This is a genomic window from Myxococcus sp. CA033 (assembly GCF_013336625.1).
Lineage (GTDB): Bacteria > Myxococcota > Myxococcia > Myxococcales > Myxococcaceae > Myxococcus > Myxococcus llanfairpwllgwyngyllgogerychwyrndrobwllllantysiliogogogochensis.
This window is the reverse complement of the sequence record NZ_JABUMU010000003.1, coordinates 500,426-515,089: the sequence shown is the minus strand read 5'-3', so window position 1 is coordinate 515,089 and position 14,664 is coordinate 500,426. Positions and strand designations below refer to the sequence as shown.

Below are 14,664 nucleotides of genomic sequence, written 5' to 3'. Positions count from 1 at the left end.
CTACGATATGAGCACGAACACCATTCGACACGGCGACCTCACGATGCCCCTGCCCGACGGTTGGGCGGATGCCAGTCAGGTCGTCGCCATGGGCCCGGTGGAGGAAGGTTTCCGGGCCAGCGTCGTGGTCTCCGCCGAGCCCAGGCAGGGACAGGAGACGGCGAAGGACCTGGCGGCACGCGCGCTGCCGCAGCTGCAGCGGTCCGCCCAGGGCTTCGCGCTCGTGAGTGAGAAGCCCGCGACGTTCGGCGGGCGGCAGGGCCTCACGCGCGAGTACACCTGCCAGGCGGGCGCGCTGAAAATCGCGCAGCTCCAGTTCTATTGCGTGAAGGACAAGCAGGCCTACACCTTCACGTACACGCAGCGCGCGGACCGCATCGCCTACACCCGGGCGGTGGCGGAGCTGTTCTTCGGCTCGGTGCGCATCGGCGCCTGAGTCGAAGGGCGTCTCAACGGAGCGCGGCGTCCGGCACGAAGGTGTGTCGGGCGTCCGCGTCCCGGGCGAGGCCGTCGTGTCCACTCCGGTACGAAGCCAGGCCCCGACTTCGGGCAGCGCACGGAGGCGTGCTGCTCCGGGGAGGGGCGTGCTTGCGAGCGGCGATTGCCGAGGCAGGGGGGCTGACCCAGCTTCCGGCATTCCCTGTCCAGGAGGACGGCATGGCTCGAAGGATTCGTGGTGGTGGTGTGGCGGCCCTGGCGGCGGCGCTGGTGTTCGGCTCGATGACGGGCACCGCGCTCGCGGAAGACGAGGCCAAGAAGGCCCACAAGGAAGACAAGCGCGTTGGTGAGGCGGCGGCCGAGAAGGAGCTGTACGTCGGCAAGCTGGCCCTCTTCGACGCCAAGCAAATCGCGCTGGGCAACATGGCGCTGGAGAAGACGCAGGACCCGCAGGTGCGTCAGTTCGCCCAGAAGCTGGTGACGGACCACAAGCAGCACCTGTCCGACCTCAAGGCGTGGGCCGACAGCAAGTCCATCGAGGTGGCGACGGTCGACCTGGCCGGGTCTCCCGGCACCGGCGGCTCAGGTGTCACCCCCGGCATGCAGGAGGGCTACGACAAGAAGATGGAGGGCGTCGACGAGCGCCTGAACAAGGCCATCACCGAGGCGGAGAAGGAGCTGGACAAGCTCCGCGAGAAGAATGGCAAGGAGTTCGACAAGGGCTTCCTCACGCGCGTCGCCGATGACGGCAAGAAGGGGCAGGACCTGGCCAAGGACGGGATGGACAAATACAAGACCGACGCCGCCTTCAGCGCCCTCTTGAGCAAGACGCGCCAGGGCATCGCGAGCAACGAGACGATGGCCAAGGAGCTCGAGAAGACCCTGCGCCGCTGACAGCCGCACGGGCTCTCGAAAACCATGGGCGCGGTGACTCGGGGGAACCGGTGTTACCGCGCCGGTGTTTCAGCCCGGGCGGCGGATGTGCTCGGACGTGTGTGCGACGCCGGGCGCCGGGAACTCTCCTGGGTTGACGCAGCGGGCGGCGGGTGCCTATCCCGACGCATGGCGAATGCCTGGAAGTGGATGATGGTCTCGGGGTTCATGGTGCTGGGTGCATGCACGACCCCCGCGCCGCATGTGCCGCCCGTGTCGCCCGAAGGAGCCACTCCCGCGGGCCCCTTCCTGCCGGATGCCCGCGCGCTCTTCGCGGGGTGCACGCCCGTCCCCGACAGCGCCAGCTCGCGCATCTATCAGTGTGGTGACGCGACGGTGTGGCTCGTCGAGCGCAAGGACGTGCCCGCCGCGCGAGTGCTCACGCTCGCCAGGGCGCGTCTGGTGGAGCGACTGGGGGAGGGCGTGGTGGTGGCGGAAGGGGCGCTGCCGCTCGCGGAGCGCTCGTGGCCGGCGGCCCGCTTCGCCCTGTGTGATGTGGGGGACGCGGGCCTGGAGGGTCCGGCCTCGTGTCGCGCGGGGGGCTACCTCGTCTCGGTGGCGGGGTCGCTGGGTCGTCAGCGCGAGCTGGGGTGTGTCGCGAAGAACAACGCCCAGCCGGCGCTGACGCGGTGTCTGGAGCTCTTGGAGTATCTCGCGGCGCATGGCAATCCGGAGGGTGAGTCGCTGGATGAGGCGGCGCTGCTGCTTCCGCCCCGGCTGCCGTGGCGCACGCTCGCGGTGCCCGAAGGCTGCCAGCCCTCCCTGTCCACCAGTCGCGCGGGCCGCATCCGCTGTGACGACGCGTCGCTCGTGTGGAGTGTGTACCGGCCCGCGCGGGACGAGGTGACGGCGCGCTGGAGGGACCAGAGCGTGGCGGAGCTGAGGGCGGCGCTGCCCGGCTCGAGCCCCGTGGAGGAGGTGGCGTGTCTCCTGGAGGAGCGGCCCTCGCGGTGCATGCGCTTCACGGCGCCTTCTCCCCGTGGGCCGGTCGTCGTCTGGACGGGCGCCATGCAGTGGGATGACCGGGCGCTGTTCGCCGCGTGCAGCTTCCTGGCGTCCGCCGAGCCCGCGTTTCCGCCGGTCTGCAATGGTGCCTTCTCCGTACCCTGACTCCACCGTTTCGCGCGAAGGGGCCGTCTCGTGTACGCCTTGCAGGATGTCTCCAAGCGCTTTGGCACCACGCAGGCGCTGCACTCGCTGAACCTCACGCTGCCCACGGGGCGGACCACGGTGCTGCTGGGGCCGAGCGGCTGCGGGAAGTCCACGCTGGTCCGCCTGCTCAACGGGCTGTTGCACGCGGACACGGGCCAGGTGCTCTACGCGGGCAAGCCCCTGCCCACGGATGCGAAGGCGTTGCTGTCGCTGCGTCATCGGGTGGGTTACGCGCTTCAAGGGGGCGGGCTCTTTCCGCACCTGACGGGGGAGGAGAACGTCACGCTCATGGCCCAGCACCTGCGCTGGTCCGCCGCGCGGACTCGCGAGCGGAGGGACGTGCTGGTGGAGTTGACGCGGTTTCCCGCCGAGGCGCTCGCGCGTTATCCGGCGCAGCTTTCGGGGGGACAGCGTCAGCGGGTGGCGTTGATGCGCGCGCTCATGCTGGACCCGGAGGTGTTGCTGCTCGACGAGCCGCTGGGGGCGCTGGACCCGCTGGTGCGGCACGAGCTGCAAGCGGACCTGCGCGCCATCTTCGCGCGGCTGCGCAAGACGGTGGTCCTGGTGACGCATGACCTCGCGGAGGCGGGGTTCCTGGGCGACGACATCGTGCTCATGCGTGAAGGGCGCGTGGTGCAACAGGGGAGCCTCGTGGACCTGGAGACCCGTCCCACGGACCCGTTCGTCACCCGGTTCATCCAGGCCCAGCGGCTGGCTCCGGGGAACGGGGCCTCGGCATGAGCGCGCGGAGAGCATGCTCCACGGTATGGAGCGCACCGATGGGGCTCGTGCTGCTGCTCATGTTCTCGCTGGTGCTGGTCTCCTGCGAGCGCGCGAGCACGACCCACGGCGAGCCCAACGTGCGCGTGGGCTCCAAGAAGTTCACCGAGTCCGTCATCCTCGGAGAGATGGTGACGCAGCTCGCGCGGAGCACCGGCGCGAGCGTGCGGCACCGGCGCGAACTCGGAGGCACCGCCGTCCTCTGGGAGGCGCTGCGCCGAGGCGAGCTGGACGTGTATCCCGAGTACACCGGCACGCTGCGCCAGGAGCTGCTTTCCGGGCGCAAGCTGCCCGACGACGCGGCCCTCCGTGTCGCGCTGGCCGAAGAGGGCCTGCGCATGAGCGCGCCGCTCGGCTTCAACAACACCTATGCGCTGGGCATGAAGGAGGCCGAGGCCGAACGCCTGGGCATCCGCACCATCTCCGACCTGCGCGCCCACCCCGAGCTGCGCTTCGGTTTCAGCAACGAGTTCATGGAGCGCGGTGACGGCTGGCCCGCGCTGCGAGACAGCTACCGCCTCCCGCAGCGCGATGTGCGCGGCCTGGACCATGACCTCGCCTATCGCGGCCTGGATGCGGGCTCCGTCCAGGTGACGGACCTGTACTCCACGGACGCTGAAATCGCCGCCTATGGCCTGCGCGTCCTCGTGGACGACGTGCACCACTTCCCCGCGTACGACGCCGTGCTCCTCTACCGCGCGGACTTTGAGTCGCGCGCTCCAGAGGCCCTGGCGGCCATCCTGCGACTCTCCGGCACGCTGTCGGAAGAGAAGATGGTGAAGCTCAATGCCCGCGCGCGACTGGAGCGCGTGCCCGAGGCGCAGGTGGCCTCCGACTTCCTCTCGCGAACACTGGGCGTCTCCACTGTCGTTCGCGGCGAGGGCCTCGCCTCCCGCGTCTGGCTCCGAACCCGGGAGCACCTGTTCCTCGTCGGCGTCTCGCTGCTCGCGGCCCTGGCCCTCGCGGTGCCGCTGGGCGTGCTGGCCGCGCGCAGTCCCCGGCTCGGGCAGGGCGTGCTCGGCCTTGCCGGAGTCATCCAGACCATCCCCTCGCTGGCGCTGCTCGTGGTGATGATTCCGCTCCTGGGCATCGGCTCACGGCCGGCCATCGCCGCGCTGTTCCTCTACAGCCTGCTGCCCATCGTCCGGAACACGGCCTCGGGGCTCACGGGCATTCCCCTGGAGGTGCGCGAGTCCGCGGAGGCGCTGGGTCTGCCTCCGCTCGCGCGGCTGTGGCGCATCGACCTGCCCATGGCCTCGCCCTCCATCCTCGCGGGCATCCAGACGGCCGCCGTCATCAACGTGGGCACCGCCACGCTCGGCGCGCTCGTGGGCGCGGGCGGCTATGGCCAGCCCATCCTCACCGGCATCCGCCTGGACGACACGCGCCTCATCCTCGAAGGCGCCATCCCCGCCGCCGTGCTCGCCCTGCTCGTCAGCGGCGCGTTCGAGGCCGTGGGCCGCGTCCTCGTTCCCAAGGGACTGCGGCTGCGCGCGGAGTCGGAGTCGCGCTGAGCCGCTACACGGGCGACGCGTGCGTCGACACCGTCTCCACCACCGGCTCCGCCCTCGGCGCATCGGCCGCGAGCCCCGCCGCGCACAGGCTCACCACGGCCATCCACACGAAGTCCGCCAGCAGCAGGTGCACCAACTGCAGCCACACCGGCGCCAGCAACACCACGTTGACCAGGCCCGCCATGAGCTGCACCGAGTAGAGGATGCTGATGGCCAGCGCGGCCCGCTTCACCTCGGCCGACGGCCGCAGCCGCGCCATCCACCGTCCGATGAGCACCAGCAGCGCGCCCATGGACACCGCGAGCACCGGGTGCAGGATTCGCCGGCGGATGAAGACATGCGCCGTGTCGGACACGTCCTGGCGCAGCCCCTCCATCAGTGTCTCCGAGGGGAACAGCGTGTCGCCCAGCGCCGCCACCGCGCCGCTCACGCCGAGCAGCAACATGCCCGCCACGCTCGTGCCCACCAGCACGCCCACCCACCCCTGGCCCCGGAACGTCAGCGGCGCGCGCCCCCGGGCGAACCAGATGACCAGCGTCTGCGCGCCCACCAGCAGGAACGTGTTCACCAGGTGCACGCCCATCCACACCGCGCGGCCCAGGGACGCGTTGTCCGCCACGTACTTGAGCAACACGATGCCGGCGCCCACGAGGGCCTCCGTCAGCATGAAGAACAGCGCCCAGTTTGCCGCCTTGCGCACCGGGTGCCCCTTCGCATGTGCTCGAAGGGCCCACACGCACAGGGCCACCGCGAGCAGCATGACGAGGCCGCTCGTCACCCGGTGGGTGTACTCGATGAGCGTCTGCACCGTGGGCTCGCGGGGCACCACCTCGCCGTTGCAGTGCGGCCAGTGGTCACCGCAGCCCGCGCCGGAGCCCGTCGCCCGGACGAAGGCCCCCCACAGAATCACCCCCAGGGTGAAGAGCAGCACTCCGACGCTGAAGGCCTGGAACCGACGTGACGAGGCGGCGTGAGTCATCGCGGTCCCCTTAACCCACTTCGACCCCACCCGCTGCCCGAGCCCCCTCATCCAGTTTCAACCGGGCCATCAGCCGGCCTGCTCGCCTCCCCGCTCGCAGGGCGTCAGGCCATATCCGGATAGGGCCGGACGGATGTCCCACCCGCCCCATTGGATATACCTGCTCCCTTTGCCTACCCGATCGGATGATTTCCACTGAGCAGATCCATTGGCCTAAGGGCTGGCACGTATGGTGCTTAACGAATGGTCAGTGAGCGACGGACCTCTTCGGAGGCTGGCGACACACGATTTGAACAGGTGACCGCTCTCGAGTGGTCCCGGCACCCAGGGTCGAAGCTTCCCCCCTCTTTGGCCCGTGGGTGTGTTCTTTTAGAGGCTACGTTGGAAGCAGCACTGCGCTTCGGGCCGCGGTTCCCCCCCTCCTCGGCCCGGAGCGTGACCTCTTCCAGAGCCTTCGTAGGGTTCCCACAGGGGTGTGGGGAAACAGGGCGGGGCGCATCGCGGGTTGGGGATGATTCCTCAACCCTCAGCCCGCGATGCGCATCTGCTTTGCCCCCAGCACCGTCGGCAGCGGCCCGTAGGCCATGGAGCGCTCGATGACGTTGCGCAGCTCGCGCACGTTGCCGGGCCAGGAGTGTGCCATCAGCGCCGCCAGGGCATCCGGTCCCAGCCTCGGCGGTGTCTGCCCCTCGGGCGTGAGCTGCCGAACGAAGTGCCTGGCCAGCGCCACCACGTCCTCGCGGCGCTCGCGCAGCGGCGGCACTCGCACCGGAACGACTTGCAGCCGGTAGTAGAGGTCCTCGCGGAAGCGGCCCTCGCGCACCAGCTGGCTCAAGTCACGGTGCGTGGCCGCCACCACGCGCACATCCACCTCGACCGGCCGCGTCTCGCCCAGGGGGAACACCTCCCCGTTCTCCAGCACGCGCAGGAGCTTGGGCTGCACGTCCAGCGGCAGCTCGCCAATCTCGTCCAGGAAGAGGGTGCCGCCGTGGGCCGCGCGCAGCACTCCCGGGTGGTCCGATGCCGCGCCGGTGAAGGAGCCGCGCCGGTAGCCGAACAGCTGTCCCTCGAAGAGCTCCTTGGGGACTGCGGCGCAGTTGAAGGCGACGTAGGGGCGCTGCGAGCGGGTGGACAGCACGTGCAGCGCTCGCGCGACGACTTCCTTCCCCGCGCCGGACTCGCCGGTGACGATGACAGTGGAGCGGCTGGCGGACAGGCGCGCCAGCTCCACGCGCATCCGCTTCATGGAGGGCGAGGCGGCGATGAAGCCCGGCAGCTCCGCGTCCCGGGCCGTCTCCTCCGCCGCAGACTCGTTGGGGCCCGGCGCCTCCACGTCCACCGTCGCGAAGCCGCGCAGGGTCGCCACCTCCAGCGCGAAGCCGCCCAGCCGTGACAGCGCGGTGAGCAGCGCGCGGCCATCCGCGGGCAGGGGCCCGGCGACGCCCAGCCGCAGCCTGCGTCCGCAGCCGTCACCGAACTCCACTTCGTCCGTGCTCGGCACGGTGCCCAGCCCCGCCAGCAGGGTGATGCGGCCCTGGGAGTCCACTTCCTCCAGGCGCGGCGCGCAGCCGGGGAACAGGCCCTCCAGCACGCCCAGCAGCTCACGCTGGATGAGGGGCGCGCCCATGCCGCGCACGGACAGCCGCTCGAAGGGCACCACCAGCGCCTCCGCGCCCAGTCGCGTCGGGGGGGTGCTGTCGGTGCCCGGAGCGCTCGCGCTGGGGGGACGCACCGAGGGGGGAATGAAGTTGGGTGGCGGCGTCATGCCTCCCAGGCGGCGCAACTCCGCCTCGCTGGCGGCCAGCAGCTCGTCGGCGGCGGGGTCTCCCTCGTGCTTCGCCAGCCACGCCAGGAGGTTGCGCGTGTAGGCCGCCATGCACACGTCGCCGGAGAGGCGGAACGTGCCCAGCGACGCCTCCAGCAACTCGCGGGCCTCGCGGGTGCGACCCTCCAACACCAGCAACAAGGCCTCGAAGCGGTGCAGCAGCGCCGAGTGCCACGCGGACGGCATCCGCTCCAGGAAGGCGCGCGTGCGGCGCAGCACCACGCGGCCCTCCTCGCGGTGGCCCGCGTAGACGCGCGCGGCCGTCTCGTACAGCAGGCACTCGCGACGCAGGTAGGGCCAGCCACCCAGCTCCATGCTTCGCGCACCGGCGGCGGCGAAGCCCGCGGCGGCGTGCTCGGCGGGGCCGCTGGAGAGGTCCGCCATGGCCTCCACGAAGAGGGCATAGGCGCCGGTGAGGGAGCGCTGGATGGAGCCGTCATACGCGGACAGCTTCGCCGCCAGCCGGCGCAGCTCCGCGGGCTTGCTCGTCGTCAGCCACAGCCGCGCGCGTGTCACCGCGAGGTGCAGCGGCGTCCAGCTCAGCTCGGCCACCACCGCGTCGGCCTCGTCCAGAACCGCTTCGGCTTCCGTGAAGCGGGCCAGGCGCAGGAGCGCCTCGGCTTCCGCGCGCGCGGCGAAGATGAAGGAGAAGCCCCGCGCCATGCGTCCGCCGTACGCGGCCTCGCGCGTGCGGCGCACCAGCAGGAGCGCTTCTTCCGGCTCGCACGCCTCATCCAGGCGGCGCTGCGCGAGGAAGGCGAGGTTGCGCGCCTCCAGGAAGGCATAGCCCAGCCGCGCCGCGCCCTGTGCCACCTCGCGGAAGCGCCGCGTGGCCTGCGTGGCCTCGCCCCGGATGGCCTCCTCGTGCGCGCAGATGTCCTCGGCCAGCAGGCGCAGCGCCGGGTCCGTCACGCCCGCGAGCGCTTCCGCCACGCGGCCGGAGTAGCGCGCCACCCGCTCGGCTTCACCCAGGTAGAAGGCGCCCGCCATCTGCGCCATGCGCAACAGGCAGCGCGCGTCCGCGTCCGGATGCTCCGCCATCAACGCCTCGGCGCGAGCGACGTGCGCATCGGACCTGGTGGCGTCGAACAGCTTGCCGTCCGGTGACGCGTAGAGGTTGGCCGCGAGCGCGTGGACCTGCAGCTCCACCCACTCCGGCAACAGGCCCGTCTCGGCCTCGCCCAGGTGCGGCAGCAGCGTGGCGAAGGCGCCCCGGCTGTCCTCGCGTCCCCAGCGTTGAAGGTGGGCCAGGCCCACCGCCGCCAGGGCCCGTGCGCCCGGCGTCTTCAACACGCCCGAGGCGCCCAGCTCCAGCAGCTCCTCCTCCGCCGCGCGCCACTCCGCCCGCTTCAGGCGCTCCAGACAGGGCTGGAGCCGGACGCTCTCCTCGGGACGCAGGGGCTGACGGGACAGGGAGGGGAGCCGGGACACACCAGACAGGCCACCGGCGCCCAGCAACTGGCGCAGTGACTGGGCCACCCGACCTCGGGGCTTGCGCGCCTGGGGCGCCGACTCCGGCAGCTCCCAGCGGTACACGGTGAGCGGGGTGACACCGAGCATGCGGGCGAAGGCAGCACGACTGTGCCCTCCACGCAGGGCGCGGATGGCGTCAGGGCCCAACTCCCCGCGCTCCCCCTTTTCCTCCATGCTCTCCACGACACCGAACCCCTTGTGCCCCCCGCGGACGCAATCTCATGGGCCTTTTCCAGGGAGAATGCAAACGATTGAGCATTTCCCCGGATTAGCCCCGAAGTCTCACCCTCCCTCGTCGCGAGGTGAAGTCGTTATCGTACCGTGTGCCCCGCATTCCTGAGTCACCTCCGCCTCCCTCCCCGCAGCTTCAGGACGAGCGCCTGCGCAGGTTGGAGGGTGCCCTGTCGGAAGGGCGTGCTCGCGAGGATGCGGCCGTGGAGGCGTGGGTGCGGAAGACGGGTCGCCTGCCTCCTCGCAAGGTTCGACGGCAGTGGGAGAAGCAGTGGCGGAAGGAGGCCCGGCGGGCCGCGAGCAACGCGGTGCGGACCCGGCGTTCCTCCCAGCGCTCCAGGGACCCGGGGAAGGCCGCGGCCTTCATCGCGGTGGCGACCACGTGCCTGTTCCTGGCGATGGGGCAGCCCCGGCGGTTGTGGTGGCTCGTCTTCGTGGCGCTGGGCTTCTTCCTCGTCGCGGCGAAGTACCTGAAGCGCCCTTCGGAAGAGCAGGGGCCCCGGTTGCCGGAGCAGGCACCGGAGAAGCAGGCCGAGGTCTCAGGAGCCTCCGAGGACCCGAGGACGGCCCGGGTGGATGCGTTGTGCTCGCGATTGCTCGCGGAGTTGGGCCAGGGGCCCGCGGTGTTGCGCGAGGTGGTGCATGCGCCGGAGCGCACGGTGGAGGCGCTGCGCCAGGGGTGTCACGCGCTGGCGCGCCGGGAGCGGGAGCTGCGAGCGCTCGCGACGCCAGAGGAGGCGCGTCGGCTGGAGGAGGAGCGGCAGGCCCTGGCGGCGCGGGTGGAGGCGGAGAAGGACGCGGTGGTGCGCGAGCGGCTGCGAGGCGCGCTGACGGCGCTCGACGCCCAGCGGGAACAGCGCGCGGAGCTGGCCACGGCGGCGGACCGCCTGGAGGCCGAGCACACGCGGCTCTACTACACGCTGGAGGGGCTGTACGCGCAGGTGCTGCGGGTGCGCTCGGCGGACGCGGCCGGCGAGGACATCGCCGGGTTGGGCCTGCGCCAGAGCGTGGAGCAACTGGGCTCTGAAGTGGAGGCCGTGACGCAGGCGCTGGAGGAGGTCCACCGCCCGCCCGATGACCGGGTGCGCACGCGCTGAGGGTTACTCGCTGAGGGCGCGGCCCTTGGGCGACGACTCGCCTCCGGACGTGCTGGCCACGCGCACCGTCTTGGCGTTGAGGAACTCGTGGATGCCCAGGTCGGCCAGCTCGCGCCCGTGGCCGGAGTTCTTCACGCCGCCGAAGGGCAGCCGCGCGTCCGAGACGACCATCTCGTTGACGAACACCATGCCCGCCTCGACGCCGTCGATGAACTGGCGCTGCTCCGCCGCGTCCTTCGTCCACACGCTGGCGCCCAGGCCGAAGGGCGTCGCGTTGGCCAGCTCGATGGCGTGTTTCACGTCGCGCGCTCGCAGCAGCGTGGCCACCGGGCCGAACAGCTCGTCATGGAAGGCGGGCGCGTTGGGGGGCGGGTCCGCGAGCACGGTGGGCGGGTAGAAGTTCCCCGGACGCTCCAGCGGCTTGCCGCCGAGCAGCAGGCGCGCCCCGGCCTTCACGCTCTCCTCCACCTGTGCGTGCAGGCCCTTGAGGATGCCCTCCGTCGCCAGGGGCCCCACGTCCGTCTTCGGGTCCGTGGGGTCGCCCACGGTGACGCGCTTCATGCGCTCCACGAAGCGGCGCTCGAACTCGGCGGCGATGGGCTCGGCGATGATGAAGCGCTTGGCGGCGATGCAGGACTGGCCGTTGTTGATGAGGCGCGCGGACACCGCGGTCTCCACTGCCTTGTCCAGGTCCGCGCTGGGCATGACGACGAACGGGTCGCTGCCGCCCAGCTCCAGCACCACCTTCTTGAGGGACCTGCCCGCGGACGCCCCCACCGAGCGGCCCGCGGCCTCGCTGCCGGTGAGCGTCACGGCTCGCACGCGCGGGTCCTCGATGACGCGATTCACGTCCGCCGTCTCGATGAGCAGTGTCTGGAAGGAGCCGGCCGGGAAGCCCGCTTGCAGGAAGACCTCCTCCAGAGCGAGCGCGCATTGGGGGACGTTGTGCGCGTGCTTGAGCAGGCCCACGTTGCCCGCCATCAGCGCGGGGGCGGCGAAGCGCACCACCTGCCAGAAGGGGAAGTTCCACGGCATGATGGCCAGCACCGGGCCCAGCGGCTGGTAGCGGACGAAGGCGGTGTCGCCGCCCACTTCGATGGGCCGGTCCTTGAGCAGCCCCTCCGCCTTGGCCACGTAGTAGCGGCAGGCGGTGGCGCACTTGCGAGCCTCGGCTTTCGCGGCCTCCAGCGGCTTGCCCATCTCCTCCGTCATGATGCGGCCGAAGCGCTCCGCCTCCGCGTCCAGCAGCTCCGCGGCGCGGCGCATCCATCGGGCGCGCTCGGCGAAGGACGTCTGGCGATAGTCGCGGAACGTGTCCGCCGACAGCTGGAGCTTCAACTCCAGCTCGGCCGGGGTGAGGGCGTTGAACGTGCGCAGCGTCTTGCCCGTCGTCGGGTCGATGGTGGCGATGGCCATGGGAAGCTCCTTCCGGGGGCCCTGTGATAGCAGCCGGATGCGTCCGGACAATGCCTCGCTGGAGGGAGCGTCAGGCCCCGCACGCGCCCGCCTCCCTCATTCCTGATATGCGACACAAGTCGGTCCGCTCCCGCCATGCCCCAGCTCCTGGTCCTCCCTGACGGCCGCCGTCTCCCGCTGGACAAGCCCGTCGTCTCCGTGGGCTCTGATGCCACCTGCGACGCCGTGCTCAGCGCGCCCGGTGTGAAGCCGAGCCACGCGCTGCTGTTCCGCGATGCGCGAGGTTGGAGCGTGTCCCCGGCGGGCAAGGGCTGCGACATCAAGGTCCGAGGCAAGCGCGTGGACCTGGCGCCGCTGGAACCCGGGGACCGCTTCCGCGTGGGCACGGTGGAGTTGGAACTCGTCGACGCGGTGGAGCCCGTCGCGCGCGACGCGGCGGAGGTGGTGCCTCGGCGGGATGGCCGGCTGGTGGCGGTGCTGGCGGAGCTGTCCTCACGGCTGCTCGTGCAGCGCCCTCCGCTGGAGCTGCTGGAGGTGGCGATGCGGGGGCTCGCCGACGTGGTGGGCGCGGACGTGGGCTTCCTCGTCACCGCGGACTCTCGCGAGGGGCCCCGGCGCGTGCTGTGCGCCACGGGCACCAGCCCCGATGCGGCGGTGGTGGACAGCCTGGTGGACCGGGTGCTGACGTCCGGTGCGCCGGTGCGAGTGGCGGACGTGGAAGCGGACGCGGCGCTGGCGAGGGCGCCGAGCCTGGAGGCCCTGCGGCTGGGCTCCGCGCTGGTGGTGCCGCTGCGCGTGGAGTCGGTGCCGCTGTCGGTGGTGTACCTGGGGCGACGACTCGGTGCGCCGGCCTTCTCGTCGGTGGAGCTGGAGGAGGCCATGGCGCTCTGCGCGCTGACCGCGCTGCTCCTGTCGACCCGGCGCGAATTGACGGAGCTGCGCGCGCAAGTGGACGGCCTCACCCGTCGCATCGAAGCCGCGACGTTCGAAGGGCTCATCGGCGAGTCCCCGGCGATGCGCGCGCTGTACCGTCAGGTGGAGCGACTGGGGCCCACCCCACTCAACGTCCTCATCGAAGGCGAGACGGGGACAGGCAAGGAGCTGGTGGCGCGGGCGCTCCATCGGCGCAGCGGGCGGCGCGGACGGCTGGTGGCCATCAACTGCGCGGCGCTGCCGGAGAGCCTCATCGAGCGCGAGCTGTTCGGCCATGCGCGTGGCGCCTTCACCGGCGCGGGCTCGGAGCGGGCGGGACTGGTGGAGGCGGCCGACGGAGGCACCCTCTTCCTGGATGAGATTGGGGACATGCCGCTGTCGCTCCAGACGCGCCTCTTGCGCGTGGTGCAGGAGCGCGAGGTGACGAGGTTGGGCGAGCACCAGCCGCGCAAGGTGGACGTGCGCGTGGTGTCGGCGACGCACGTTGCACTGGAGGAGGCGGTGCGACGCGGCGGCTTCCGCGCGGACCTGCGCTTCCGATTGGAGGAAGTGCGAGTGGATGTGCCGCCGCTGCGAGAGCGCGGTGACGACGTGTTGCTCATCGCCCACCACGTGCTGACGCAGGAGTCGCGCAAGGCGCGAGGCTTCACGCAGAAGGCCACGGAGGCGCTGCGTGGCCATCCCTTTCCCGGCAACGTGCGGGAGCTGGCGTCCCGGGTGCGTCGCGCGGCGGTGCTGGCGACGGACGAGCTGCTGAGGCCCGAGGACCTGGAGCTGGGCGGTGACGCCACGCCGATGGTTCCCCTGGAGGACGCGAGGGAGGCGTTCGTCCAGCGCTACGTTCGCGAGGCGATTGCCCGCTGTGGCGGCAGCAAGAAGGACGCGGCGGCGGCGCTGGGCATCGGCCTGCGCTCGCTGTTCCGCTACCTGGGCGAGGGGGACTGACAGGCCGCCTCCTCGGGAGGCCCTGTCCGCGTGCCAGTCCTGGCACGTTTCCCCCGGCGCCGGGTCCTCTGAGGGCCTGGGCCGTCATGCAACCCCGTGGAATCGGGGCGATTCGGTGTCTCGCGAGGCCGCGGCACGCCCGTTGCGATGGGGGTCGTCATCGCACGCTGGCGGAGGGCCGCCACGGTGCAACCGAACCTCGGGGAGACGAACATGAAGCATTTCGCGATGGGGCTGTTCCTGGCGTTGGCGGTCGTGGGCTGTGGCAGCACGAAGGACGATGACGGCGGGGGGCCCGACGAGAACCCCAGCGAGCAGAGTGGCGCGCTGTGCAGCGCGAGCAAGGCCTGTCCCTCCGGGCAGTTCTGCTTCAACGGCCTGTGTGCGCTTGGCTGTCAGTCGAACGCCAACTGCGCGGCGGACCAGTACTGCGACGCCGAGGACACGGGCACCCTGGCCTCCTACTGCAAGAGCAAGAACGTGCCGACGTGCACCTCCAACAGCCAGTGCCTGAGCAACCAGGTCTGCATCGAGGGCCTGTGCAGTCTGGCGCCCCCGGCCAACCCGCCTTCGTGCAACCCGGAGACGAGCGACTTCAAGGACGGCTGCGACAACTACTCCGTCTGTCTGGACCCGGATGACGACGGCTCGCGGCAGCCGTACTGCGCCAGCTTCGCGCCGTGCGCCGAGGACGGTGCATGCCCCACGGGCCTGGGCGGCGCGGTGTGCAACGACGGCTACCTGGCCAACAAGGGCCGCTTCTGCATGCAGGGGATTTGCCGTGACAACTCGAACTGCCCCTCGTCGTGGAGCTGCGTGAAGCCCTTCACGGGCGCGGTCCTCGGTTTCTGCAGCCCGGGTGCCTTCGGCTTCCCGTGCTCGGAGAACGCGCACTGCAAGAGCGGCCAGTGCTTCTCCGCGCCGGGCGTCCTCGGCACCTGCATGTAG

General features: G+C 71.2%; 11 protein-coding genes. 8 read left to right on the top strand and 3 right to left on the bottom strand.

Annotation, left to right across the window (positions count from 1 at the left end):
• Positions 1 to 7 precede the first annotated feature (7 nt).
• From HUA78_RS12390 to HUA78_RS12370, 5 genes are all read left to right on the top strand, one after another.
• Positions 8 to 436 carry a DcrB-related protein gene (locus HUA78_RS12390; protein WP_141643105.1) on the top strand — a complete coding sequence of 143 codons (429 nt, stop codon included), beginning with the start codon at positions 8 to 10 and terminating at the stop codon, positions 434 to 436.
• A 221-nt stretch (positions 437 to 657) separates the two neighbouring features.
• Complete coding sequence (locus HUA78_RS12385) at positions 658 to 1,332, top strand: DUF4142 domain-containing protein (RefSeq protein ID WP_246137214.1); 675 nt, start codon at positions 658 to 660, stop codon at positions 1,330 to 1,332.
• A gap of 168 nt (positions 1,333 to 1,500) precedes the next feature.
• Complete coding sequence (locus tag HUA78_RS12380) at positions 1,501 to 2,481, top strand: hypothetical protein (protein ID WP_174476343.1); 981 nt, start codon at positions 1,501 to 1,503, stop codon at positions 2,479 to 2,481.
• A gap of 30 nt (positions 2,482 to 2,511) precedes the next feature.
• Complete coding sequence (locus HUA78_RS12375) at positions 2,512 to 3,264, top strand: ATP-binding cassette domain-containing protein (protein ID WP_174456892.1); 753 nt, start codon at positions 2,512 to 2,514, stop codon at positions 3,262 to 3,264.
• Between the two features lie 59 nt (positions 3,265 to 3,323).
• Positions 3,324 to 4,817: a glycine betaine ABC transporter substrate-binding protein gene (locus HUA78_RS12370; protein ID WP_254623694.1), complete on the top strand. Its 1,494-nt coding sequence runs from the start codon at positions 3,324 to 3,326 to the stop codon at positions 4,815 to 4,817.
• A 4-nt stretch (positions 4,818 to 4,821) separates the two neighbouring features.
• Here the strand turns inward: HUA78_RS12370 and HUA78_RS12365 are convergent, their stop codons facing one another.
• Both HUA78_RS12365 and HUA78_RS12360 read right to left on the bottom strand, forming a co-directional pair.
• Positions 4,822 to 5,796 carry a heme A synthase gene (locus tag HUA78_RS12365; protein WP_174476342.1) on the bottom strand — a complete coding sequence of 325 codons (975 nt, stop codon included), beginning with the start codon at positions 5,794 to 5,796 and terminating at the stop codon, positions 4,822 to 4,824.
• 526 nt (positions 5,797 to 6,322) lie between these two features.
• Positions 6,323 to 9,277, bottom strand: a complete 2,955-nt coding sequence (locus HUA78_RS12360; RefSeq protein WP_174476341.1) for a sigma-54 dependent transcriptional regulator — start codon at positions 9,275 to 9,277, stop codon at positions 6,323 to 6,325.
• A 140-nt stretch (positions 9,278 to 9,417) separates the two neighbouring features.
• Here HUA78_RS12360 and HUA78_RS12355 point away from each other — a divergent pair, with 140 nt between their 5' ends.
• The gene (locus HUA78_RS12355; protein WP_371745560.1) at positions 9,418 to 10,422 is read left to right on the top strand and encodes a hypothetical protein; all 1,005 of its coding nucleotides are present in this window, start codon (positions 9,418 to 9,420) and stop codon (positions 10,420 to 10,422) included.
• Positions 10,423 to 10,425: 3 nt separating this feature from the next.
• Here the strand turns inward: HUA78_RS12355 and HUA78_RS12350 are convergent, their stop codons facing one another.
• A complete protein-coding gene (locus HUA78_RS12350; RefSeq protein WP_174476340.1) occupies positions 10,426 to 11,838 on the bottom strand; it encodes an NAD-dependent succinate-semialdehyde dehydrogenase in 1,413 nt (470 codons plus the stop codon).
• A gap of 135 nt (positions 11,839 to 11,973) precedes the next feature.
• Here HUA78_RS12350 and HUA78_RS12345 point away from each other — a divergent pair, with 135 nt between their 5' ends.
• Positions 11,974 to 13,716 carry a sigma 54-interacting transcriptional regulator gene (locus HUA78_RS12345; protein WP_174476339.1) on the top strand — a complete coding sequence of 581 codons (1,743 nt, stop codon included), beginning with the start codon at positions 11,974 to 11,976 and terminating at the stop codon, positions 13,714 to 13,716.
• A gap of 213 nt (positions 13,717 to 13,929) precedes the next feature.
• On the top strand, positions 13,930 to 14,664 hold the full coding sequence (locus HUA78_RS12340) for a Dickkopf N-terminal cysteine-rich domain-containing protein (RefSeq protein ID WP_174476338.1): 735 nt from the start codon (positions 13,930 to 13,932) through the stop codon (positions 14,662 to 14,664).